Raw genomic sequence first — 23,608 nt, 5'->3', positions numbered from 1 at the left:
ATGGGACACAAAGGTGCCAAAGGCCGAGTCTAACGGGGTGGAGGTGCACGCATGGCCCGCGGGCCGCCCGGCCGGTTCTCAGGTGAGATAGGCCGGGAGGCTCACGGGCAACGTAAATCGGAACTCGGCGCCGCCGCCGGGGGCGCGGCCGACCGTGATGACGCCGCCGTGGGCTTCGACGATGCCCTTGACGATGTACAGCCCGAGTCCCGTGCCGCCGCGCTTGCTGCCCCGCCAGAAGCGGGTGAACACGCGGTTCATGGACTCCTCCGGGATGCCTGCGCCCTCGTCGCTCACGGTGACCGATGTGCCGGTGTCCTCTCCCTCACGGGGAGACGCGGCGGGCGTGACGTCAATGGTGACGGTTCCCTCGCCGTGGCGCACCGCATTTTCGAGGAGGTTGCTGAGCACCTGGTCGACCTTGTCGGGGTCGGCCCACAGCGCGGGCAGCGGCTGTTCGAGACGCAGCAGGAAACGGTCGGCGGGCTGTCCGGCGGCGACGTAGGCCTGGATGTGCCGCCCCACGGCCGCGCCCATGTCGACGGGCTGGCGGCGCAGCTCCAGCCGTCCCGAGTCGATGCGCGAGATGTCGAGCAGCTCGGCGATGAGGCGGGTGACCCGGTCCGCGTCGGCGTCGACGGTCTCCAGCATCAGCCGTTTCTGGTCGTCGGTGAACCGCGACCACTTCGCGAGCAGGGTGGCGGTGAAGCCCTTGACCGAGGTGAGCGGCGAGCGCAGCTCGTGGGCGACGGTGGCGATCAACTCGGCGTGGCTGCGTTCGGTGCGGCGGCGGGCCTCGGTGTCGCGGATCGAGACGACGACCCGGCGGACCGGTCCGGTGGGCTCGCCGCGGACGTACCGCACCGTGACGAGCACCTCGCGTCCGCCCGGCAGCAGCAGGTTGCGCTCGGGCTGGCCGACCCGGATGGCGAGGCCGCCGTAGGGGTCGGTCAGCTGCCACCAGCGGCGGCCTTCGAGGTCCTCCAGCGGCAGGGCCTTGTCGAGCCGCTGCCCGAGGGCGTCCGCGGCGGAGACGGCGGTGATGCGCTGGGCGGCGGCGTTGAAGCAGACGACGTGCCCGTGTTCGTCGGCGACCACGAGCCCGTCGGGCAGGTCGTCGGGGTCGATGCCGAGGCCGGTGGGGTCACCGGCCGGCCGGGGTGCCGGGGCGTCGGGACCGGCCTGCGCATCCCGTGTACCGCTCATGCCGACGCTCATTCCCCGTACCCCACCTCTCAGACGACTGAGGGGCCCCCGAGCTGGTCACCCTACTAGCTCTCGGTGACGGAGCGGCACCCTCCGGAGGCGCGCTGTGCACGGGCCGATGCATAGAGACATACGGCGGCGGCGGTCGCGAGGTTCAGGCTCTCGGCCTTCCCGTGGATCGGAACCCGTACGACGGCGTCCGCGAGGTCCCGGGTCTCCTGCGGGAGCCCCCACGCCTCGTTCCCGAACACCCACGCCGTGGGGCCGCCCATCGTCCGGTTGTCGAGCTCGGCGTCGAGGTCGTCGTCCCCGGCGCCGTCGGCGGCGAGGATCCGTACCCCGGCGTCCTTCAGCCCGGCCACGGCCTGCTCGACGGGGACCCCGACCGCCACCGGAAGGTGGAAGAGGGAGCCCACGGAGGCGCGGACGGCCTTGGGGTTGTAGAGGTCGACGGAGGCGTCGGTCAGGACGACGGCGTCGGCGCCCGCGGCGTCCGCGCACCGCAGGACGGTGCCGGCGTTGCCGGGGTCACGGACATGGGCCAGTACGGCGACGAGCTTCGGCCGGGCGGCGAGGATCTCCGCGAAGGGCGTGTCCAGGAACCGGCAGACGCCGACGAGCCCCTGCGGGGTGACGGTGGTGGAGACGTCCTCGATGACCTGCTCGTCGGCGAGGTGCACCCGGGCGCCCGCGGCGCGGGCCTCGCCGATGATGTCGGCGTACCGCTCCGCCGCGTCGGCGGTGGCGAACAGCTCCACGAGGGTCGCCTCTCCGCCGGTCCGGTGCGCGGCCGCCTCCCGCACGGCCTGCGGCCCCTCCGCGAGGAACAGCCGCTCCTTGCCCCGGAAGTTCCGCCTGGCGAGCCGCCGGGCGGCCGAGACACGGGGCGAACGGGAGGAGATCGGCTCGGGGCCGGCGGGGGACATGGGGAGAGATCACCTTCGCTTCTGCTCGTGGGGGACTGCGACCCCCTGGGGGCGCGGGGAACTGCGCGACCGGCCACCGACGGCCCGCACCCGAACGACCGCCGCGGAACGGGCAAGCAGCGAAGGACCCGCAGGCGGAGACCTGCGGGTCCTTCGGTCACGTCGGCTCAGAGCCGGCGCGGCGTCACGCGGCCTTGGGCGCGTTCACGTCCGCCGGGAGGGCCTTCTGCGCGACCTCGACCAGCGCGGCGAACGCGGTGGCGTCGTTCACGGCCAGCTCGGCCAGGATCTTGCGGTCGACCTCGATGTTCGCGGCGTTCAGACCCTGGATGAAGCGGTTGTACGTGATGCCGTTGGCGCGGGCAGCGGCGTTGATGCGCTGGATCCACAGCCGCCGGAAGTCGCCCTTGCGCTTCTTGCGGTCGTTGTAGTTGTAGACCAGCGAGTGGGTGACCTGCTCCTTGGCCTTGCGGTACAGGCGCGAACGCTGACCGCGGTAGCCGGAGGCCGCCTCGAGGATCGCCCGGCGCTTCTTGTGGGCGTTGACTGCCCGCTTGACGCGTGCCACTTGTTTAACTCCTTGTAGCGGGGCCGTGGTGTGAACTCACACGACCCGGAATCGATGGGGTCCCGGTCTTGAGATCAGGCGCGCGTCACGCGCGCCCGACGTCACTTGCCGAGAAGCTTCTTGATCTTCGCGGCGTCGCCCGGGGCCATCTCGGCGTTGCCGGTGAGGCGACGCGTCACGCGGGACGACTTGTGCTCGAGCAGGTGGCGCTTGCCGGCGCGCTCACGGAGCACCTTGCCGGAGCCGGTGATCTTGAAGCGCTTGCTGGCACCGCTGTGCGACTTGTTCTTCGGCATAGCGCCGTTATCTCCTCGTCGGTGGCGTTCCGATGCCCGGTCGTGAAACCGGGCACGGTGGAACGTCTCTTGTATCGGTTAGTCCTCGGGACTCGCGTCCCGCGGATCACGCCTCGGCGGAAGCCTCGGCAGGGGCCTCGACGTCGGCCTCGGCGGACACGACGTCGGCCTCGCCCTCGGCGTTGACGGCATCGGCGTCCGCGGCGTTCTGCGAACGGCCCGGGTTGGCCTTCGCTTCGGCCTTACGGGCTTCCTGCGCCTGGCGGGCCTCGGCCATCGCCTCGGTCTTCTTCTTGTGCGGACCGAGAACCATGATCATGTTTCGGCCGTCCTGCTTCGGGTTCGACTCGATGAACCCGAGGTCCTGGACGTCCTCCGCGAGACGCTGGAGCAGTCGGTAGCCCAGCTCGGGCCGGGACTGCTCACGACCGCGGAACATGATCGTGATCTTGACCTTGTCGCCCTGCTTGAGGAACCGGACGACGTGACCCTTTTTGGTGTCGTAGTCGTGCGGGTCGATCTTCGGCCGGAGCTTCATCTCCTTGATGACCGTGTGCGCCTGGTTCTTGCGCGCCTCACGGGCCTTCATGGCCGACTCGTACTTGAACTTCCCGTAGTCCATGAGCTTGCAGACCGGCGGACGGGCTGTCGCCGCGACCTCGACCAGGTCCAGGTCGTACTCCTGGGCAAGCTCCAGTGCCTTGGCCAGGGGGACGATGCCCACCTGCTCGCCACTGGGACCGACAAGTCGCACCTCTGGAACGCGAATCCGGTCGTTGATGCGGGGCTCGGCGCTGATGGATCCTCCTTGGTAGCACCACGCGGCAGTCTGGCGAACGGCCGCGTAACGTCTTGGTTGTGAGATCTTCAACCACGCCGAAGCACAAAAAATGCCCCGAACGATCACAGGCGGGGCTCCAAGCACTACCGGAGCACCGCCGCGTGAACGCGGGGCGCACTACCGGGCGACTCCATCGTCCGTACGGAACGATGGTGGCCGCCTGACCGGGGTGACCCGCCGTCCGTGAGGACAGTCGGGTGGGAGTTCGGAGCCTCCACTTGTGGGCCGGATCCGCCTGCTGAGGGGCACGCGTGTCCGACCGGTCGTTACACGAGATTAGCAGCCCGCGCCAGGAACGGCCAATCGAGCCTCGGTACGGAGACCGGCCCGGCCTGCGCCTATCGTGTGGGGCATGAGTGACTCCTCCCCCGCCGGCTCCGCCGAGACCCCCGGCACCCCCGACTTCGACGAGATGACCCGCGACATCGCGGAGGTCCCCGCCGTCGAGGTGATCGTGACGGTCGCCGTCAACCTGATGAGCGCCGCCGCCGTGAAGCTGGGGCTCACCGAGGAGGGCGACAAGTACAAGGACCTCGACGAGGCCCGCAAGCTGATCCACGCCCTTGCCGGCCTGCTGGACGGCAGCGCGACCGAGATCAGCTCCTTCCACGCGGCACCGCTGCGCGACGGCCTCAAGTCGCTCCAGCTGGCGTTCCGCGAGGCGTCGATCGTCCCGGACGAGCGGGGCCAGGGACCGGGCGAGAAGTACACGGGCCCGATCTACGGCTGAGCCCGCTTTCCGCCGACCCGGCTCCGCGCCGGTTCAGCTCCGCACGTACAGGGGCTCGCCCGGAGGCGTCGTCCCGGCCGGCAGCAGTGCCAGGTCGAGACCGCGCACCAGGCGGGCCCTCAGTGTCTCGTCGGCGGCGAGCCGCCCGGCCACCGCGCGGGCGGCCTCGGCGGGGACGGCGGCCGGGTCGAGGACGAGGGCGAGGGTGCCGTCCGCCTGCCCGGGGCCGAGGTGGGCGCTGACGACCTCCGGTTCGGCGGCCACGGCGGCCCGTACCGCCGCGCGCACCGCCGGATCGGCGAGCGGGTCGGCGGACGTACGGCCCTCGGCGAGCGCCAGCAGCGCCGGTCCGGTCAGTTCGAAGGCCACCGGTCCGGCCAGGTCGAGCACGACCGTGTCGGCCTTCTCGTGGGCGGCGGCCTGGAGCGCCTGGTGCAGGGGGACGGCGACCGGGCGGGCCTCGGGGTCCCAGCGGGCGAGGGAGTCCGTGGACGTGAAGGCGGGCAGCGCGGTGCGGGCGCCCGCCTTCAGCGTGGGCACGGCCATGTCGCTGGTCTTCTCGCGGCGCAGTCCGTTCTCGTCCTCCTCCACCTCGCCGAGGACGGCCACCACGGGCACCAGGAGCCGGGCGCCCTCGAGGGCCGCCAGGACCGGGCCCACGGCGGTGCGGTCCTCGGCCCAGGCGGCGAGCGCCGCGCTCAGCCGGGGGTCGGCGGAGCCGTCGTCGTCGGAGAAGCCGGAGTCGGGAATGTTCTTGTTCGCCACGGTCGTCGACCCTATCGGGGGGATGATGCTGTGCTTGTGCGGGGCCCGAAACACGGCGGTGACGCCTTTCACGGGATTCTCAGACATCCCTGACGTCCCTCTAACCTCCGTCTAACGGCGCGCACAGTCACCACCCCGAGCATCAACGGTCATGGAGTCCTCCAGAGCACGTCGTGACCGCCGCGCTCGTCCCTCCCGGCGCCGTCCGCTCCTGTGCACCGCGCTCGCCGCGGTCGCCGTCCTGGGGGCGACGGCGGGCGGCACCGTTTATGTGAAGGCACAGGCACACCCGGGTACGGCCGCCGTATCGTCGTCCTCCGCGACGCCGTCGGCGTCCGGGTCGGGCAACGGAGAGGTGTCGGTGGAGACGGTGGCGGCGCCCGAGGTGGACCACGACGCGCTGCTGGCGTCCGCGATGAAGTCGGTGACCGTCCCCGGTGACGCGGCCGTGTCCGTGGCCGTACTCGACCTGGACTCCGGCGACGACGCCACGTACGGCGAGAGCGCCTTCGACACGGCGAGCATCGTCAAGGTGGACATCCTGGCGACGCTGCTGCTCCAGGCACAGGACGCGGACCGGCATCTCACGGCGGCCGAGAAGACCTACGCCACCGCGATGATCGAGAACAGTGACAACGACGCGGCGTCGGCGCTGTGGCGGATCATCGGGAAGGCCGAGGGGCTCGATGCCGCGAACGAGCGGTTCGGGCTGACGGACACCGCGGGCGGCGACGACATGCTGTGGGGGCTCACCCAGACCACGGCCGCCGACCAGCTCATCCTGCTCCGGCAGGTCTTCGGGGACGACTCGGAGCTGAGCGAGGCGTCCCGGACCTACCTCCAGGGCCTGATGGGGCGGATAGCCGCCGACCAGCACTGGGGTGTCTCGGCGGCGGCCGACGGGTCCTCGTGGGCGCTGAAGAACGGCTGGCTGGCGCGCAGCACGACCGGCCTGTGGGACGTCAACAGCATCGGGCGGGTGACCGTGGACGGCCACGACCGTCTGGTGGCCGTGCTGTCGAACGGCAACGCGACCCAGACGGCCGGGATCTCGCTGGTCGAGCAGGTGGCGCGGGCTGCGGTGTCGGCGGTGCCGGGCGGGGACGCGTCCGCGTCGGCCTCCGCCTCGGCCTCGCCGTCCACCGCCGACTAGCCGCGAGTTTCGGAACGACGGCAGTCCTCGTCACCGCCGGCGGGGCTCGTCACGGCCGGTGACCTCGTGCGAGCTGGAGCGCCTCGTAGGCCTCGGGCCGGTCGCGCTCGCGGCGGCCACGCCACAGGACGACCGCCGCCACCAGCAGCACTCCCCCGGCGCCGCCCGCGAGCAGGCCCGCCCAGCCGGCCGTGTCCTCCTGCGCCTTCGGCTTGTCCGGCCCGGAGCCGAAGTACCGCTCGCCGTAGGCCGCCGACTGCAGCCCCTCCGGCTCGAGGTCGGCGGCGGCCGTGATCGCGGCGGCCGGGTCGATGAACCCGAAGCCGCGCGAGTCGTCGCGTCCGCCGGTGGGGGCGTTGCGGGCGGTGTCCTCCAGCAGCTTCTTTATCTGGGCCGGAGTGAGCCCGGGGTGGGCGCCCTTGACGAGCGCCACGGCCCCCGAGACGAAGGCGGAGGCCGCGCTGGTCCCCCATCCCTCGTAGTACTTGTGGTCCGGGTCGGCGATGACGACGTCGACGCCGGGCGCGCTGACGGTGGCGTACCAGCGACGGGTGGAGAACGAGGCGCGGGTGCCGTAGCGGTCGACGGCGGTCGCGGCGATGACGCCCGGGTAGGCGGCCGGGTAGGAGATGTGGTCGCCCTTGTCGCCGCCGTTGCCGGCCGAGGCGACGACGACCGAGCCCTTCTTCAGCGCGTACTGGACGGCCTCGTCCTCGGCGGGCTCGGGATGGGCGGAGGCGGAGTCGTCGCCGAGGGAGAGGTTGATGACGTCGGCGCCCTGGTCGGCGGCCCAGCGGATGCCTTCGGCGAGGGCGTTGCCGCGGGTGTTGCGCGCCTTGGTGCGCTGCGGGTCGCCGTCCTCCAGGATCACGCGGACGGGCAGGATCCTCGCCTCCGGGGCGATGCCGAGCACGCCGTCGGCGTTGCCGGAGCCATGGCCGTGACCGGCGATGATGCCCGCCATCGCGGTGCCGTGGCGGGCCCACGCGCGGTCGCCCGGCCCGGCTCCGAAACCGACCATGTCCTTGCCGGTGAGCACGTTGCCCGTGAGGTCGGGGTGGTCGGCCTCGACACCGGTGTCCAGGACGGCGACGGTGATGCCCGCGCCCTTGGTGGTCTGCCAGGCCTTCTCGGTGTGCAGGGCCTCCAGGGCCCACTGCTTGGCGCGGATGCCGTCGGCGTAGGCGGTCGTGGGCGGCACGAGGGCGACGGAGGCGGCGAGGAGACAGCACAGGAGCCCGGCCCTGCGGGTCGTACGGGTCGTACGGGTGCTCATGAGGGCTGCTCCGAGGGCGTGACGGCGGTCTTGCGCAGGCCGCGCTCGACGCGGTCGGCGAGGCCCTGGGCCTCGTTCCCGAGGCCCGCCTGGGCGGGGCCCGTGGTGGCACCGGTGGCGGTGGCCGCCGGAGCGGGCTGCGGGGTGTCGACCACGCGGCCGTCGGCCCAGCCGGAGACGGCGTAGACCACGACGGGCGCGTCGGTGAGGACGGAGACCGTCCACGCCGCGCGCTGCTTGTCGCCGAACGCGGCGGCGACGGTGCCCTTCGCGGCGTACGGCCGGGGCATCAGGTCCGCCCGCTCGGCCAGCCCCTCCTGGGTGAAGCGGGTGTCGAGGGACCGCATCGCGGCCGCGTCGGCCGTGGTGAACAGCAGACCGACGGTGGTCACGTAACTCTGGGTGGCGTCGGTGTAGGTGGCTCGCAGGAGCCGGCGGCAGCCGACCGGCGCGAGGGCCTTGAGTAGCAGCGGGTCGAAGGCGTCGGCGCAGTCGCCGTCCGGGGCGACCGCGATCCGCGTCCAGGTGCGGTCGGCGCCGCCGGGACCGGCGCCCTGACCGTCGACCGTGGGCGGGAACAGCTGATCGACCGGCACGTTGTGCCACAGGCCGCCTGCGGTGGTGTAGGTGCTGCTCTCGGCGGCGTCCGCCGAGTCCCCGACCAGCCAACTGCCGGTGACCGCACCGCCGATGAGCCCCATGCCGAGGACGACACAGGCGGCGACCGCGACGACGCGACCGCGACGCCCGAAGGCGCGGGGCCTGTCCCGGTACCCCTCGGGGCGCGCGAAGGTCACCACCGGCCGGGTGGCGCCGAGGGAGCCGCCCGGGGTCATGGGAGCGCTCCAGGAAAGCGACGGGTCGGGGCCGCTCGCCGGGCCCGGGCCGCCGTCGGTCCGCCGCGGAGTCTCCGGCACCGGGGGTGCGGGGGGCGCGGCGGGAGCGGGCGGCACGGCGAACTCGGGCTGCCGCACGGCCGCGCCCGGGCTCCAGGCCGGTCCGTCGTCCGCCGTCGCCGGGACCGCCGGGACCGCCCGGGAGTCATCGCGCGGACCGCTCTGGGCGCCCTCGGCCTCGGTCTCCCGCCGGGTCCGCCCGGGAGCCGGCACCCAGCCGCGCGGCAACGGGGACCAGGCGCCACCGGACGCGGGCTCGGCCGGGGACGCGCCCGTCGAGCCCGTGGGGCGGGCGGGCGGCGGAGCGACCGGGCGGGTGGGCGGCGGAGCGACGGGACGGGTGGGACGGGCGCTCTCGGGACCGGTGGGACGAGCGCCGGTGGAGCCCGTGGAAGACGGGTTCCCGGGGCTGGCGGGCGGGTTGCCGTCGGGGTGGGGAATCTGGCCGTCGGCGGGGCGGGGCGCGGGCGTACCGGTGCGGGGGCCGGCGCCGCCCGGGCCCGTGGGACGGGAGTCGTCCGCGGCGGGGCGGGTGGCCGGCCTGGTGGGCCGGGGGGCGCGGCGGAAGTCGTGGGGCGGGGCCGGGCGGGGGACGTGGGGCGCGGCCGGGCGTTCGTCGGCTCGCGCGGGCGTCCCGGTGTCGTCGCGTCGCGGGGTCGGTGGCTGCGGCGGGGTGTCCGGGAAGCGGGCCGACGCGGGCGGCGGAGGCGGGGTCATGGCGTCCGTGTGCTGGGCCCGCGGTTCGGTGGGCCGAGGGGCGGCGGTGCGGAAGAACGGTGAATCCGTGTCCGTGGCGGAGAAGCCCTGCGCGGCGGTGCGCTCGTCGCGGGTGGGCGCCTGCGCTCCGGCCGGACCGGCCGGTGCACGGCGTCCGCCCGGCTCGGCCGAGCGGGGAGTCGCCTCAGGCGTCGTGGCCTCCCGCTCGGCCTGCCGCGGCGGCGCGGCGGGCTCCTGCGGCGGCGCGCCCGGGGTCGCCCCGGGGGTCGTCCGGCGTGCCGGGTCGCGTTGCGGCGGCTCGGCGGGGGCCTGGCGGGTGCTCTCGCGGTCCGTCGGGTCGCTCGGGTCCGCCGGAGGCCGGGAGGGGCGCGGCGGGGTGGCCGGACGGGGCGGGACACCGGGCTGGGGCGGCACGTCCGGACGCGGCGGGACCGAGGCGCGGCGTGCTTCCGTGCTCATGCACCCCCCGTTTCCTCGTCCCCGGGCCGTCGTTCTGGTACGCGGGCGGTCGTCCTCGTGCCCGGGCGGCCCGGCGCGGACGCGGCAGTCCGCTCCGGGCACGCATACCCGCACGGGCGGACCGGCATCCCGGCACGGTTGCCCGGCCGGAGCCGTCCTCCGTGCGTGCGCGTCACTCTACGGCTTGTCGCCGGGCGAACGGGAACCAGTCCGCGACGCCCGGGGCTTCTGCCCGGAACGTCCCCCTACCCTGCGGTAATCCTGTCTGGCAGGCTGCGTTCATGACTGCGCGCGCCGCCGACCGGGCCCGTTACGACCGGGCCACCGCCCATCTCGACGCCCCTCTCGCCCTTGTGGACCTGGACGCCTTCGACGCAAACGCCGAGGATCTGGTCCGCCGGGCCGGCGGCAAGCCGATCCGTGTCGCCAGCAAGTCCGTACGCTGCCGGACGCTGCTGGAGCGCGTCCTGGCCACGGACGGCTTCGCCGGGATCATGTCCTTCACCCTGGCCGAGTCCCTGTGGCTGGCCAGGTCCGGGTTCGAGGACATCCTCCTCGCCTACCCGTCGGCCGACCGCACGGCCTTCGCGGAGCTGGCCGCCGACCCCAAGCTCGCCGCCGCCGTCACCGTCATGGTCGACGACGTCTCCCAGCTCGACCTCATCGACGGCGCGCGCGGCGAAGGGCGCGAAGTCATCCGGGTCTGCCTGGAGTTGGACACCGCGCTGAAGCTCTTCGGCGGCCGGGTCCGGGTCGGCGCGCTGCGCTCGCCGCTGCACTCGCCCGCCCAGGTCGCCGACGTGGCGCGGGCCGTCGCCCGGCGGTCCGGCTTCAAGCTCGTGGGGATCATGGCCTACGAGGGGCACATCGCCGGGGTCGGCGACGCCGTCGCCGGGCGGCCGTTCCGGTCCCGCGCCATCCGGCTGATGCAGGCCACGGCCCGGCGCGAACTCGCCGAGCGGCGCGCCGCTGTCGTCCGCGCGGTGCGGGCCGTCGTACCGGATCTGGAGTACGTCAACGGCGGCGGCACCGGCAGTGTGCAGCACACCGCCGCCGAGGACGCGGTCACCGAGATCGCGGCCGGATCGGGACTGTACGTGCCGCGTCTGTTCGACAACTACACGTCCTTCAGCGGCCGTCCGGCGGCCCTGTTCGCGCAGCCCGTCGTCCGGCGGCCGGGGGTGGGGATCGTGACCGTCCTCGGCGGCGGGTATCCCGCGTCCGGTGCCGCGGGGCCCGACCGGCTGCCCGTGCCGTACCTGCCGGAGGGGCTGCGCTACGACCCCCAGGAGGGGCCCGGCGAGGTGCAGACGCCGCTGCTCGGCTCCCCCGCCGACGATCTGCTGATCGGCGACAAGGTGTGGTTCCGGCACGCGAAGGCCGGTGAGCTGTGCGAGCGGTTCGACGTGCTGCACCTCGTCGAGGGCGACGCGGTGACGGCGACCGTGCCGACCTACCGGGGTGAGGGGCAGACCTTCCTGTAGGCCGGCGCCGCGAGGCGTCCTACAGCGGGGTCACGTACGCCCCGGAGATCCCGCCGTCCACCAGGAAGTCGGAGGCGTTGACGAACGAGGAGTCGTCGCTGGCCAGGAAGGCGACGGCGGCGGCGATCTCCTCCGCCTCGGCGAACCGGCCGACGGGGATGTGGACCAGCCGGCGGGCGGCCCGCTCCGGGTCCGTCGCGAACAGCTCCCGCAGCAGGGGGGTGTTGACCGGCCCCGGGCAGAGGGCGTTCACGCGGATGCCCTCCCGCGCGAACTGCACGCCCAGCTCACGGGACATGGCGAGGACGCCGCCCTTGGAGGCCGTGTACGAGATCTGCGAGGTGGCGGCGCCCATCCGGGCCACGAAGGACGCCGTGTTGATGATGGAGCCCCTGCCCTGGCGCCGCATGTAGGGGATCGCGGCCTTGCAGCACAGGTAGACGGAGGTCAGGTTGACCTCCTGGACGCGCTTCCAGGCCTCGAGGCCGGTCTCCAGGATGGAGTCGTCGTCGGGCGGTGAGATGCCGGCGTTGTTGAAGGCGATGTCGACGCTGCCGTAGGTGTCGTAGGCGGTTCGGAACAGCGCCTCGACCTGCTCGGGGTCGGTGACGTCGACCTTCACGAAGGTGCCGCCGACCTCTTCGGCGGCGGCCTTGCCGCGGGTCTCGTCGACATCGCCGCAGACGACGTGCGCGCCCTCGGAGGCGAGCCGGCGCGCGGTGGCGAGGCCGATGCCGCTGCCGGCTCCGGTGATGACTGCGGTGCGGCCGACCAGACGGCGGCAGATGATCTCGTCAGGCGATGCGGTCACTGTGCGGGGCCCTCCGTGCTGATGAAGACGTTCTTGGTTTCGGTGAAGGCGGTCAGGGCGTCCGGACCCAGCTCACGGCCGACGCCGGACTGCTTGTAGCCGCCGAACGGCGTCCAGTAGCGCACGCTGGAGTGGGAGTTGACGGACAGGTTGCCGGCCCGCACGGCCTGCGAGACGCGCAGCGCCCGGCCGACGTCCCGGGTCCAGATGGAGCCGGAGAGGCCGTAGGGGGTGTCGTCGGCGAGCCGGATCGCGTCCGCCTCGTCGGTGAAGGGGAGCAGGACGGCGACGGGGCCGAAGATCTCCTCGCGGGCGGCGGGCGAGTCGGACGCGACGCCGGTGAGCACGGTCGGCGGGAACCAGAAGCCGGGACCGTCGGGTGCGGTACCGCGCAGCGCCTCGGCGTCGTCCGGCACGAACGACCGTACGCGGTCCACCTGTTGCCGCGAGATCAGCGGGCCCATGCGCGTCTTCGCGTCGGCCGGGTCGCCGACCGTCACGGCGGCCAGTTCCCGCGCCAGGTGATCGGCCACCTCGTCGTAGACCGATTCCTGGACGAGGACGCGGGTGCGGGCGCAGCAGTCCTGGCCGGAGTTGTCGAGGAAGGAGAACGGGTCGACCGCGGCCTTCAGGTCGGCGTCCGCGAAGACGATGTTGGGGCTCTTGCCGCCGAGTTCCAGGGTGACCGGCTTGACCTGCCGGGCGCAGCGCTCCATGACCTCGCGGCCGGTGCGGGTGGAGCCCGTGAACACGATCTTCGCCACGCCCGGGTGGTCGACGAGCGCGCGGCCTGCCACGGCTCCGTGGCCGGGCAGGACCTGGAAGAGGTGCTCCGGCAGGCCTGCCTCCAGGGCCAGTTCGGCGAGGCGCAGGGCGGTGAGCGGGGTGGTCTCGGCGGGCTTGAGGAGGACGGCGTTGCCTGCCGCGAGGGCCGGGAAGGAGCCCCAGGCGGCGATGGGCATCGGGAAGTTCCAGGGGGCGATCACGCCGACCACGCCGAGCGGTTCCCGGAAGGTGACGTTCCAGCCGCCCGGCACGGGGATCTGGCGGCCCAGGAGCCGTTCGACGCCGCCGGCCGCGTACAGGAGCAGGTCGCGGGCGTTGCCGGCCTCCCAGCGGGCGTTTCCGAGGAGGTGGCCCGCCTCGCGGACCTCCAGGAGGGCCAGTTCCTCGACGTGTGCGTCGACGACGTCGGCGAAGCGGCGCAGCAGCCGGGCCCGGTCGGCCGGGGCGGCGGCGGCCCAGACCCGCTGGGCGGCGCTCGCACGGGCGACCGCCCGGTCCACGTCGGCCGCGTCGGCGGCCGGGACGGTGGCGACGATCTCCTCGGTGGCCGGGTTGAGGACGATCAGCTCGTGCGGCGACGACTGCGAGTCGGACAAGGAGGGACCGGAGGGACCGGACAAGGAAGGGCCTTTCGCGGGCGGGTGCACGGCCGGGTGCGTCGGAGACGTGCGAAGGGTCGGAGACGTGCGGAGGGTCAGAGACGTTCGAAGGAGCGGCGCAGCTCCCAGTCGGTGACCGCCGCGTCGAAGGCCTCCAGTTCGACGCGCGCCATGTTGGAGTAGTGCGCGACGACCTCCTCGCCGAACGCGGCCAGGGCGATCGGGCTGTCCGCCCAGAGCTCGGCGGCTTCGCGCAGGGTGCTCGGGACGTGCGCGTACTGCGCGGTGTAGGCGTTGCCGGCGCAGGCCTCGGGCAGCTCCAGCTTCTGTTCGATGCCGTAGAGGCCGGCCGCGACCAGGCCCGCGACCGCGAGGTGGGGATTGACGTCGCCGCCGGGCAGCCGGTTCTCGAAGCGCGTCGAGCGGCCGTGGCCGACGACACGGAGGGAACAGGTGCGGTTGTCGTGTCCCCAGGCGACGGCGGTCGGCGCGAAGGAGCCCGGCTGGAACCGCTTGTAGGAGTTGATGTTGGGGGCGTAGAGGAGGGAGAAGTCACGCAGGGCGGCGAGCTGTCCGGCGAGGAAGTGCCGCATGACGTCGGACATCCCTCCTTCGCCGTCGCCGGCCATGACGTTGGCGCCGTCGGCGTCGGTGAGCGAGAGGTGGATGTGGCAGGAATTGCCCTCGCGCTCGTTGTACTTGGCCATGAAGGTCAGCGAGCAGCCCTCCTGGGCCGCGATCTCCTTGGCGCCGGTCTTGTAGATCGCGTGCTGGTCGCAGGTGACCAGGGCCTCGTCGTAGCGGAAGACGATCTCGTGCTGGCCGGGGTTGCACTCGCCCTTGGCGGACTCGACCGTGAGTCCGGCGCCGGTCATCTCGTTGCGGATGCGGCGCAGCAGCGGCTCGACCCGGCCGGTGCCGAGCACGGAGTAGTCGACGTTGTACTGGTTGACCGGGGTGAGGCCGCGGTAGTTCGCGTCCCAGGCGGCCTCGTAGCTGTCCTTGAAGACGATGAACTCGAGCTCGGTGCCGACCTGGGCGGTGAACCCGTGCCGGGCGAGGCGCTCCAGCTGGCGGCGCAGGATCTGGCGCGGGGCGGCGACCACGGGCGAGCCGTCGTTCCAGGCCAGGTCGGCGATGAGCAGGGCGGTGCCGGCGTTCCAGGGCACGCGGCGCAGGGTCGACAGGTCGGGGCGCATGGCGAAGTCGCCGTAGCCGCGGTCCCAGGAGGACATGGCGTACCCGTCGACGGTGTTCATCTCCGTGTCGACGGCGAGGAGGTAGTTGCAGCCCTCGGTGCCGTGCCGGAGAACCTCGTCGAGGAAGAATCCGGCGGCGAACCGCTTGCCCTGGAGACGCCCTTGCATGTCGGGGAAGGCGAGGACGACAGTGTCGATCTCACCGCTCGCGACGTGAGCGTGCAGCTCGTCGACGCTGAGCGGGGGTGTGCGGTCTGCCACGGGAGGGCCTCCTTCGGCTTCCCCGGCTCCTTCGTCTTCTTCGGGCGGGCCGGGAGCCATAAGGTATTGCGGAGAACCATTGCTTGGGAAGGGGGCACGGCCGGATGTCGGTGGACGCTGACGGCGGACCGGACGACCGGCTGACGCCGGTACTGCGGCCGGTGCGGGCCGGGAACGGCTTCGAGGAGGCGCTGGAACAGATCCTCCAGGTGGTGCGGCTGGGTCTGGTGCCGGGGGGCGAACGGCTGCCGGCCGAACGGGACCTGGCGGAGCGGCTCGGGATCAGCCGGGTGACGCTGCGCGAGGTGCTGAAGGTCCTCCAGGACCAGGGTCTCGTCGAGTCCCGCCGGGGCCGCTACGGAGGGACGTTCGTGCTGCCGCGTACGGACGCCGGCGGCGAGGACGAGCTGCGGCGGCGGATCGCGGAGGTCGACGTCGAGGACGTGCTGCGGTTCCGCGAGGTCCTGGAGGTCGGCGCGGCGGGCCTGTGCGCGGCGCACGGCCTGGACGACGAGCAGGCGGGGCGGCTGCGTGAGGCGCTGGCCCGCACGGCGGACGCCCCGCTGGCGGAGTACCGCCGCCTGGACACCATGCTCCACCTCACCCTGGCCGAGCTGTGCGGCTCGCCCTCGCTGACCGCGCGGTACGCGGCGGTCCGGGCCACGGTCAACGACCTGCTCGACTGCATCCCGCTCCTGGTCCGCAACCTGGAGCACTCGCAGCGGCAGCATCTCGCGCTGGTCGAGGCGGTGCTGGACGGGGACGCGGACGGGGCGCGGGAGATGATGCGGGAGCACTGCGCGGGGACGGCGGCCCTGCTCAGGGGTTTCCTGACCTGAAAAGGTCTGGCTACGATCCATTACGGTCACGGGGGCGGGCAGGGAAGTGGGAGGGCACATGACGCACGGCGCACGGCCACTGATCGGCGTCAGCACGTATCTGGAGTCCGCGGCGCGCTGGGGCGTGTGGGCGCTGGACGCCGCCCTCCTGCCCGCCGGGTACCCGCGGCTGGTGCAGCGGGCCGGTGGGCTGGTCGCGATGCTCCCGCCGGACGCTCCCGAGCACGCGGCGGCGACCGTGGCACGCCTCGACGGTCTGGTGATCGCGGGCGGCCCCGACGTCGAACCGGTCCGCTACGGCGCCGAACCGGACCCCCGCACCGGCCCGCCGGCGCCGGAGCGGGACGCCTGGGAGCTGGCCCTGATCGAGGCGGCGCTGGCGGCCGACCTCCCGCTGCTGGGCATCTGCCGTGGCATGCAGCTGCTGAACGTCGCGCTCGGCGGCACCCTGGCCCAGCACATCGACGGCCACGCCGAGGTCGTCGGCGCCTTCGGCCGGCACCCGGTCACACCGGTCCCCGGCACCCGGTACGCCACGGCCGTCCCGGAGGAGACCTCCGTACCGGCCTACCACCACCAGGCCGTGGACCGCCTGGGCACCGGCCTGGTCCCGTCGGCCCACGCGACGGACGGCACCGTGGAGGCCGTCGAACTGCCGTCGGCGGCCTGGGTGCTGGGCGTGCAGTGGCACCCGGAGATGGACGAGGACGTACGCGTCATGCGCGCCCTCGTGACGGCAGCACAACCCAGCCCGGCCGGCCTGAGGACAAGGCCGCACGCGTCACGCGAGCCCCGGGCGACGACAGCACCGTCCAGCCCGTCCCGCGTTTGAGGACGAGGCCGTACGCGGCGCATACGTGCCCCTGGTGACGGCAGCACCGTCCAGCCCGTCCCGCGTTTGAGGACAAGGCCGTTCAGGCCGACAGCGGGGTCCGGGGGCGCAGCTCCCAGGGACGGGAAGGGGCGGGGAAGGGGCGGCGGGGGCGGGGGCGGGAAACGCTACCCCCGCGTCAGCGACAGCAGCTCCCGGGCCGGCCCCGCGGGCCGATGCCCGGTCGGCCACACCGCCCGCAGATCGCGCGCCAGCGCGATCCCCTCCACCGGCACCTTCACCAGCCGCCGCAGCCCCAGCTCCTCACCGACCGCCAGCTCGCTCAGCACCGCCGGCCCCGCCCCGCTGACCGCCGCCGCCTTGACCGCGGTCGTCGAGGAGAGCTCGATCAGCGGCCGGGCCAGCCCGCCCAGCGCCGTGTCGAGGACCTGACGGGTCCCCGAGCCCGTCTCCCGCAGGATCAGCGGCGTCGAGGCCAGCTCGGCCGCCGGCAGCGGCCGCCGCCGGCGCGCCCACGGGTGGGCGGGGGCGACCACGACGACCAGGTGGTCGTGGGCTATCACGGCGGAGTCCAGGCCGGGCGGCACCGTGAGGCCCTCCACGAAGCCGAGGTCCGCCTCCCCGGCGAGCAGCCGCTCGGCGACGGCCGCCGAGTTGCCCGCGAGCAGCGACACCGCCGTGTCCGGCCGCCCCGCGCGCAGCGCGAGCAGCCAGCCGGGCAGCAGGTACTCGGCGATCGTCATGCTCGCCGCCACCCGCAGCCGCGAGTCGCGGCGGACCCGCAGCGCCTGCGCGCCCGCGTCGAACGCCCGCGCCGCCTCGACGATCCGTCCCGCCCAGTCGGTCACCAGCGCGCCGGCGTCCGTGAGCCGGGAGCCGCGCGGCGAGCGGTCCACCAGGGCCACCCCCAGCTGGCGTTCCATGGAACGGACCCGGCTGCTCGCGGCCGGCTGGGTGATGCCCAGCTCCCGCGCGGCCGCCCCCAGGCTGCCCAGCCGTGCCACCGCCAGCAGCAGTTCCAGCGCGCCCAGGTCCGGGACGCGGTGCGCGATCGAGGCCGACGCGGTGTCCGCGGGCTGTTCCTCCACACTCCCCATAAGCCCAGCTTATGCCCCCATAGAGTCATACTCCCTGGTCGCGGGCGGGCGCCCACGCGACGGTGGAGCCATGGTCACCGCCGCCCAGCCCCTGTACGCCCTCCCCCGTGCGCGCGCCGGCGCCGTCCGTCACCTCGGACCGAACTGGTACGCCACGGTCATGGGGACCGCGATCCTCGCCACGGCCGGGGCCGCGCTCCCCGTCCGCCCGCCGGGGCTGCGGCCGCTCCTCACCGCCTGCTGGGCGCTGTCCCTCGTGCTTCTCCTGGTCCTGCTCGGCGCCCGGACCCTGCACTGGCGCCATCACCGCGACCAGGCCCGCGCCCACCTCCTGGATCCGGCGACGGCGCCGTTCTACGGCTGCCTGGCGATGGCGCTGCTCGCCGTCGGGGGTGGTGCGGTCACCGTCGGCCGGGACTGGATCGGCACCCGGGCCGCGGTCGCCCTCGACGCCGTGCTGTTCACCGTCGGGACGGCCGTCGCCCTCACCGCCGCCGTCGCCGTTCCGTACCTGATGGCCGTACGCCACCGGGTGCGCGCGTCCCAGGCCACGCCCGTGTGGCTGCTGCCGCTCGTCGCGCCCATGGTGTCGGCCGCCCTCGGGCCGCTGCTGGTGCCCTGGCTGCCGGCCGGGCAGCCGCGGCAGACGCTGCTCCTGGCGTGCTTCGCGCTGTTCGGGCTGAGCCTGCTCGCCACGCTGTTCATGCTGCCGCTGGTGTTCGCGCGGCTGGTGACCGGCGGGCCGCTGCCCCTCGCCCTCACCCCGACGCTGTTCCTCGTCCTGGGCCCGCTCGGGCAGTCCACGACCGCCGTCGCACAGTTCGCGAAGTTCGCTCCGGGGGTCCTGCCCGGTCCGGTCGACCGCGGTCTCGGCTTGCTCGCCGTGCTGTACGGGGTGCCCGTGACGGGGTTCGCGCTGCTCTGGCTGGGCCTGGCCACCGCGCACGTGGTGCGGGCCCGCCGGCACGGGATGGGCTTCGCGATGACCTGGTGGGCGTTCACCTTCCCGGTCGGCACCTGTGTGACAGGGGCCGCGGCGCTGGCCCGGCACACCGGGCTGGCCGCCTACGACGTGCTCGCCTGCGCGCTGTACGTCGTCCTCGTCGCCGCGTGGATCGTGGCCGCCGCGCACACCGTGCGCGGGCTGCTCAGGGGTGAGCTGCCCGCAGCGCCTCGCCCAGCACCTCCGGCGCCTCGGCGAGCGACGGGCCGTACCACGTCAGGTGCCGTCCGCTGAGCAGCGCGCAGGGCAGACCGGGGAAGGCCTCCGGGCCGTCGTCGGCGGTGAAGCGGTAGGGCTCGTCCGGCAGCACGACCAGGTCCGGCGCGGCGGCGAGCAGTTCCTGCACGGGGATCCGCGGATAGCGCTCGGCGTGTCCGGCGTACACCTGGTCGACGCCGAGACGGGCCAGCACGTCCCCGGCGAAGGTGTCGCGGCCCAGCACCATCCAGGGGCGGCGCCAGACCGGCACGACGGCCGTCCTACGGCGGGTGAGCGCCGGCGGCGCCGCCCACGCCTCCTGCGCCTCGTCGAGCCACCGCGGGCGCGACGGCGCCCCGCACGCCCGCAGGACCCGCGCCAGTTCGGCGAAGGCCTGCGGCACGTCCCGGACGTCGGTCACCAGGACCTCGATACCGGCCGCGCGCAGGGCGTCCAGGTCCGGTGGCCGGTTCTCCTCCTCGTTGGCGATCACCAGATCGGGGGCGAGGGCGACGATCCGGTCGAGCCGGGGGTTCTTGGTTCCGCCGATCCGGGTGACGTCGAGGTCCGCGGGGTGGGTGCACCAGTCGGTGACGCCCACCAGGGCGCCGGGCACGGAGGAAGCCACCGCCTCCGTGAGCGACGGCACCAACGAGACGACCCGCACTAGCGTCGCCGGCCCCGGTCCCGGTCCCGTACCGCCTCGATGTGCTCCGCCACGGCGACGACGACCACCCGGGTGTCCGGCACGGTCGCGCGCCAGCGGTGGCGGACCCCGCCGGTGAGGTACAGGGTGTCGCCGCGGCCGAGCCGGTAGGCGCGGCCCTCCGCCTCGATCTCCACGGCGCCGTCGGCCACGTACATCAACTGGTCGTTGCGGTACTGGAACTCACGGCCCGCGTCATGGTCGCCGGTGAACTCCGAGGCGTGCATCTGGTGGTGGCCGCGCACCAGGGAACGCGAGCTCGGTTCCGGCCCCGGGCCGGACTCGGTCACCTCGGCGCGCACGACGTCCACGCTGCACGCGGGGTCGGCGGCGGCGAGGAGTTCGACGGCCGTGGTGCGCAGGGCGTCGGCGACCTTCTCCAGGGAGCTGGTGCTGGGCCGCGCGCGCTCGTTCTCGATCTGGCTGAGGAACGGGACCGACAGGCCGCTGCGCTCGGCCACGACGGCGAGGGTGAGCTCCAGGGAGCGGCGCCGGCGCCGCACGGCCGCGCCCACCCGCAGGGGCTGTTCTTTGTGGTCGCCCATCGCTCCGGCTCCCTCCTTGACTCGTCGTTGCCGTGCCCGCGTCCTCTACACCTTCCGAGGAGTTGTCTGCACCCTACGCATGTTCGGCAAACCGTTTCATGCGCCCGTCACATCGAGGACATCCGGCGTAACACCGGACCTCACAGTTCGCGCCAGTCGTTCGGGCCCCGGACACGCCGGGCGGGCGCCCGCTCCGCGGTTCTCCGGTTCAATGCGCGAACGGCCGCGCGTGTTCCCGCCCGTCCCGGGCTTCGCGCGCGCTCCGGTTCGGGCGTGGGCGTAGCTCTCCGTACTTGGCCGGATCCTTGCTGTGGCAGGCAACGCGCGGACCGGGCCCGGACCGGCGCCGCGGCGGGGCGCGAGCGCCGGGAAGGGCGCGGAGAACGACGCGAGGGGCGGGCCCCGACGCGGGCCAGGAAGGCCGTACGCCGGTGCCCGCCCCTCGTCGGGCGGTCGCGGTGCTGTCAGGTCACCGGGCCGCCCGGCTTTCCTGCCCCGAATCGGCGACCGGTACCCACTTCTCGACCAGGTCCGGATTCTCCTTCAGCCAGGACCGGACCGCGTCCTGCTCCTTGCCCTTGCCGGCCTTCTGTATCCGCGCCTCGAGACCGGTGAGCTGGGCCTCGGTCATCCGGAAGTCCTTCAGCCAGTCGCCGACCTCGGGGTTGTCGGCGGCGAAGCCCTCACGGGCGATGGTGTGCACGCCGTCGCCCTTGCCCCAGGCGCCCTCGGGGTCGTCGAGCTTCTTCAGGTCGTAGTCGCTGTACGCCCAGTGCGGGGACCAGAGGGTGACGACGATCGGCTTCTCGGCGGCGTACGCGCGCTTGAGTTCCGCGAGCATCGCCGGGGTGGAGCCGTCGACGACGGTGTAGGCGCCGTCGAGGCCGTACCGCCCGAGGACCTTGTCCTTGAGCAGGCCCATCATCCCGGCGCTGGGCTCGATGCCGGTGATCTTGCCGTCGAACTCGGCGGCGTGGCTCTTCAGGTCGGCGAGGGAGCCGACGTCCTTCACGTACGAGGGGACGGCGAGCTCCAGGGAGGTGGGGCCGTACCAGGAGCCCAGATCGTCGAGCCGGTCGCCGTACTTCTTCCAGTACTCGTCGTGCGTGGTGGGCAGCCAGGCGTCGGTCTGGAAGTCGATCTGGCCGGTGGCGACGCCGGTGTAGAGGGGCCCGGCGGCGTACTGGGCGGTGGTGACGTCGAAGCCGCGTTCCTCCAGGAGTTCCTTCCAGAGGTAGGTGGAGGCGATGCCCTCGTCCCACGGGATGTAGCCGATCTTGATCTCCCGGCCCTTGCCGATGTCCGAGGCGGAGGCCTCGGCGGTACCGGAGGAGGGTCCGAAGACGTTCATGCCGCCGGCGACCAGGGCGAGCACGACCACGCCGACCACGGCCACGGCCGGACGCGGACGGTACGTCCACACCGTGCCGCGGGTCTTGGCGGCGGCACGGCGGCCGAGCGGGGAGATCCGGGTGCCGAGGGCGCCGGTCATCCGGTCCAGGTAGATGGCGAGGACGACGATGCCGAGGCCGGCCTCGAAGCCGAGGCCGATGTCGAGCCGGCCGATGGCCTCGTTGACGGCGCCGCCGAGGCCGCCGGTGCCGACCATGCCGGCGATGACGACCATCGACAGGCCCAGCATGATGACCTGGTTGACGCCCGCCATGATCGTCGGGAGGGCGAGCGGCAGCTGCACGCGCAGCAGGGTGTCGCGGGGCGTCGTGCCGAACGCCTCGGCGGCCTCGACGAGTTCGGCGTCGACCTGGCGGATGCCGAGCTCGGTCATCCGGACACCCGGGGCCAGCGCGAAGATCAGGGTGGCGACGACGCCCGCGGGGACGCCCATGCCGAAGAACAGGATGGCCGGGATCAGCAGGACCATCGACGGCATCGTCTGGAGCAGGTCCAGGACGGGGCGCAGGGTGGCGCTGACGGCCTTGGACCGGGCGGCCCGGATGCCCAGCGGCAGGGAGACCGCCAGGGCGATCACCGTGGCCACGAGAACCAGGGAGAGCGTGGACATCGCCTCGTCCCACAGGGCGAGGGAGTCGATGAGGGCGAACCCGGCGAAGGCCAGGACGCCCGCGACGAGGCCGCGCAGCCACCAGGCGAGCACCGCGAGGATGCCCGCGAGGAGGAGCGGCTCGGGGGTGGTGAGGACGGTGTCGAGGCCGTCGTACATGCCTTCGACGACCGTCTTGACCGCGTCGAAGAGCCAGGACATGTGGGTGACGAGCCATTCGACGCCGGAGTCGACCCGGTCGCCGAGGTGGAACCTAGGCACGGGCCATCACCTTCTTCCCGCCGTCGCGCGGACCGTCGCAGGCCGTCACCCGGCCCTGCTCGTCGCCGAGGAAGCGGACGAGGCTCTGCCCCGACACGGCGCCGACGAGCTTCCGCCGCCCGTCGAGGACGGCGACCGGATGGGTCAGCCGGGCGCTGAGCGCGCACAGCGCGGCGAACGGGGTGTCCGGGGTGGCGGTCTCGCAGCCGCAGTCGGCCTCGTCGCCGCGCACGGCGGTGTCCATGACGGCGGACGCGGTCAGCACGCGTGAGCGGTCGACGTCCCGGACGAAGGAGGCGACGTAGTCGTTCGCGGGGCGCAGGAGGATGTCCTGCGCCGTGCCCGTCTGCACGATGCGGCCGTCGCGCATGACGGCGATCCGGTCGCCCAGGCGCATCGCCTCGTTGAGGTCGTGCGTGATGAAGACGATGGTCTTCTTCAACGTCTGCTGGAGCGTGAGGAGCTGGTCCTGCATGTCACGGCGGATCAGCGGGTCCAGCGCGCTGAAGGACTCGTCCATCAGGAGCAGGTCGGCGTCGGTGGCGAGGGCGCGGGCCAGGCCGACGCGCTGCTGCATGCCGCCGGACAGCTCGTCCGGCCAGGACTTCTCCCAGCCGGCCAGACCGCAGAGCCGCAGCGCCTCGGCGGCGCGCTCCTCGCGTTCGCGGCGGGGGACGCCCTGGACGGCGAGGCCGTAGGCGGCGTTGTCGAGGACGCTGCGGTGCGGGAAGAGGGCGAAGTGCTGGAAGACCATGCTGATCTTCGTCGCCCGGACCTCGCGCAGTGCGCGGGCGGCGAGGGCGGTGAGGTCCCGGCCGTCGAAGAGGACCCGCCCGGCGGTCGGCTCCAGCAGCCCGTTGAGCATCCGCAACAGGGTGGACTTGCCCGAGCCGGACAGGCCCATGACGACGAAGATCTCGCCGGGTTCCACCGTGAAGGAGGCATCGATCACGGCGGCCGTGGTGCCGTCGGTACGCAGCTCCTCCCGGTCGGCTCCCTTCCGGAGCCGCTCGACTGCCTGCTGCGGTCGTCTGCCGAACACCTTGTGCAGATGTTCGACCTCAAGCCTGGAGGACACGCGTACCTCTCGTCGGGGACGGGAATCGGAGCATTCGGCAACAGCAAACAGTT

The 23,608-nt window shown here is 73.4% G+C and carries 22 protein-coding genes; 6 read left to right on the top strand and 16 right to left on the bottom strand.

Annotated elements, in window-relative coordinates:
• Positions 1 to 78 precede the first annotated feature (78 nt).
• The 5 genes from OG440_RS30430 to infC form a co-directional block, all read right to left on the bottom strand.
• The gene (locus OG440_RS30430; RefSeq protein ID WP_406009964.1) at positions 79 to 1,218 is read right to left on the bottom strand and encodes an ATP-binding protein; all 1,140 of its coding nucleotides are present in this window, start codon (positions 1,216 to 1,218) and stop codon (positions 79 to 81) included.
• Between the two features lie 53 nt (positions 1,219 to 1,271).
• Positions 1,272 to 2,132, bottom strand: coding sequence for a TrmH family RNA methyltransferase (locus OG440_RS30425; protein WP_406009963.1), 861 nt, complete (start codon positions 2,130 to 2,132; stop codon positions 1,272 to 1,274).
• 184 nt (positions 2,133 to 2,316) lie between these two features.
• Positions 2,317 to 2,700: a 50S ribosomal protein L20 gene (rplT, locus tag OG440_RS30420; RefSeq protein ID WP_020132316.1), complete on the bottom strand. Its 384-nt coding sequence runs from the start codon at positions 2,698 to 2,700 to the stop codon at positions 2,317 to 2,319.
• A gap of 101 nt (positions 2,701 to 2,801) precedes the next feature.
• On the bottom strand, positions 2,802 to 2,996 hold the full coding sequence (rpmI, locus tag OG440_RS30415; RefSeq protein ID WP_003977225.1) for a 50S ribosomal protein L35: 195 nt from the start codon (positions 2,994 to 2,996) through the stop codon (positions 2,802 to 2,804).
• A gap of 106 nt (positions 2,997 to 3,102) precedes the next feature.
• Positions 3,103 to 3,795, bottom strand: a complete 693-nt coding sequence (gene infC / locus OG440_RS30410; RefSeq protein ID WP_406011495.1) for a translation initiation factor IF-3 — start codon at positions 3,793 to 3,795, stop codon at positions 3,103 to 3,105.
• A gap of 394 nt (positions 3,796 to 4,189) precedes the next feature.
• Between infC and OG440_RS30405 the strand changes: the two genes are divergently transcribed.
• A complete protein-coding gene (locus tag OG440_RS30405) occupies positions 4,190 to 4,567 on the top strand; it encodes a DUF1844 domain-containing protein (RefSeq protein ID WP_406009962.1) in 378 nt (125 codons plus the stop codon).
• Between the two features lie 33 nt (positions 4,568 to 4,600).
• Here the strand turns inward: OG440_RS30405 and OG440_RS30400 are convergent, their stop codons facing one another.
• A complete protein-coding gene (locus tag OG440_RS30400; protein WP_406009961.1) occupies positions 4,601 to 5,332 on the bottom strand; it encodes an SseB family protein in 732 nt (243 codons plus the stop codon).
• 151 nt (positions 5,333 to 5,483) lie between these two features.
• Between OG440_RS30400 and OG440_RS30395 the strand changes: the two genes are divergently transcribed.
• Positions 5,484 to 6,485 (top strand): serine hydrolase, encoded by a 1,002-nt coding sequence (locus OG440_RS30395; RefSeq protein ID WP_406009960.1) that lies wholly within the window; start codon positions 5,484 to 5,486, stop codon positions 6,483 to 6,485.
• 49 nt (positions 6,486 to 6,534) lie between these two features.
• Here the strand turns inward: OG440_RS30395 and mycP are convergent, their stop codons facing one another.
• Positions 6,535 to 7,761 (bottom strand): type VII secretion-associated serine protease mycosin, encoded by a 1,227-nt coding sequence (mycP, locus tag OG440_RS30390; protein ID WP_406009959.1) that lies wholly within the window; start codon positions 7,759 to 7,761, stop codon positions 6,535 to 6,537.
• Positions 7,758 to 9,833, bottom strand: coding sequence for a hypothetical protein (locus tag OG440_RS30385; protein ID WP_406009958.1), 2,076 nt, complete (start codon positions 9,831 to 9,833; stop codon positions 7,758 to 7,760). Before OG440_RS30385 ends, mycP begins: the two co-directional genes overlap by 4 nt.
• Before the next feature lie 281 nt (positions 9,834 to 10,114).
• Here OG440_RS30385 and OG440_RS30380 point away from each other — a divergent pair, with 281 nt between their 5' ends.
• Positions 10,115 to 11,317, top strand: a complete 1,203-nt coding sequence (locus OG440_RS30380) for an amino acid deaminase/aldolase (RefSeq protein ID WP_406009957.1) — start codon at positions 10,115 to 10,117, stop codon at positions 11,315 to 11,317.
• Positions 11,318 to 11,336: 19 nt separating this feature from the next.
• On the opposite strand, the gene OG440_RS30375 is transcribed toward OG440_RS30380, so the two are convergent.
• From OG440_RS30375 to OG440_RS30365, 3 genes are all read right to left on the bottom strand, one after another.
• Complete coding sequence (locus OG440_RS30375) at positions 11,337 to 12,128, bottom strand: 3-oxoacyl-ACP reductase (protein ID WP_406009956.1); 792 nt, start codon at positions 12,126 to 12,128, stop codon at positions 11,337 to 11,339.
• Positions 12,125 to 13,510 carry an aldehyde dehydrogenase family protein gene (locus OG440_RS30370; RefSeq protein ID WP_406009955.1) on the bottom strand — a complete coding sequence of 462 codons (1,386 nt, stop codon included), beginning with the start codon at positions 13,508 to 13,510 and terminating at the stop codon, positions 12,125 to 12,127. The genes OG440_RS30375 and OG440_RS30370 overlap by 4 nt, the downstream gene beginning before the upstream one ends.
• 98 nt (positions 13,511 to 13,608) lie before the next feature.
• Entirely contained in the window at positions 13,609 to 14,973 is a 1,365-nt protein-coding gene (locus OG440_RS30365) for a glutamine synthetase family protein (RefSeq protein WP_406009954.1), read from the bottom strand.
• Between the two features lie 104 nt (positions 14,974 to 15,077).
• Here OG440_RS30365 and OG440_RS30360 point away from each other — a divergent pair, with 104 nt between their 5' ends.
• A complete protein-coding gene (locus tag OG440_RS30360) occupies positions 15,078 to 15,812 on the top strand; it encodes a FadR/GntR family transcriptional regulator (RefSeq protein ID WP_406009953.1) in 735 nt (244 codons plus the stop codon).
• Positions 15,813 to 15,870: 58 nt separating this feature from the next.
• Positions 15,871 to 16,644, top strand: coding sequence for a gamma-glutamyl-gamma-aminobutyrate hydrolase family protein (locus OG440_RS30355; protein WP_406009952.1), 774 nt, complete (start codon positions 15,871 to 15,873; stop codon positions 16,642 to 16,644).
• Positions 16,645 to 16,811: 167 nt separating this feature from the next.
• Here the strand turns inward: OG440_RS30355 and OG440_RS30350 are convergent, their stop codons facing one another.
• Positions 16,812 to 17,741 (bottom strand): LysR family transcriptional regulator, encoded by a 930-nt coding sequence (locus tag OG440_RS30350; RefSeq protein WP_406009951.1) that lies wholly within the window; start codon positions 17,739 to 17,741, stop codon positions 16,812 to 16,814.
• A 70-nt stretch (positions 17,742 to 17,811) separates the two neighbouring features.
• Between OG440_RS30350 and OG440_RS30345 the strand changes: the two genes are divergently transcribed.
• A complete protein-coding gene (locus OG440_RS30345; protein ID WP_406009950.1) occupies positions 17,812 to 18,978 on the top strand; it encodes a TDT family transporter in 1,167 nt (388 codons plus the stop codon).
• On the opposite strand, the gene OG440_RS30340 is transcribed toward OG440_RS30345, so the two are convergent.
• From OG440_RS30340 to OG440_RS30325, 4 genes are all read right to left on the bottom strand, one after another.
• Complete coding sequence (locus tag OG440_RS30340) at positions 18,890 to 19,609, bottom strand: helical backbone metal receptor (RefSeq protein WP_406009949.1); 720 nt, start codon at positions 19,607 to 19,609, stop codon at positions 18,890 to 18,892. The two genes, OG440_RS30345 and OG440_RS30340, sit on opposite strands and share 89 nt — an antisense overlap.
• Entirely contained in the window at positions 19,609 to 20,193 is a 585-nt protein-coding gene (locus OG440_RS30335; RefSeq protein WP_406009948.1) for a helix-turn-helix domain-containing protein, read from the bottom strand. Before OG440_RS30335 ends, OG440_RS30340 begins: the two co-directional genes overlap by 1 nt.
• A 469-nt stretch (positions 20,194 to 20,662) precedes the next feature.
• Positions 20,663 to 22,477, bottom strand: a complete 1,815-nt coding sequence (locus OG440_RS30330) for an ABC transporter permease/substrate binding protein (protein ID WP_406009947.1) — start codon at positions 22,475 to 22,477, stop codon at positions 20,663 to 20,665.
• Positions 22,470 to 23,555, bottom strand: a complete 1,086-nt coding sequence (locus tag OG440_RS30325) for a glycine betaine/L-proline ABC transporter ATP-binding protein (protein WP_406009946.1) — start codon at positions 23,553 to 23,555, stop codon at positions 22,470 to 22,472. Before OG440_RS30325 ends, OG440_RS30330 begins: the two co-directional genes overlap by 8 nt.
• Positions 23,556 to 23,608 lie beyond the last annotated feature (53 nt).

The organism is Streptomyces sp. NBC_00637, from assembly GCF_045161545.1.
GTDB lineage: Bacteria > Actinomycetota > Actinomycetes > Streptomycetales > Streptomycetaceae > Streptomyces.
The sequence above is the reverse complement of the archived record's forward strand: the minus strand, read 5'-3'. Positions and strand labels throughout refer to the sequence as shown.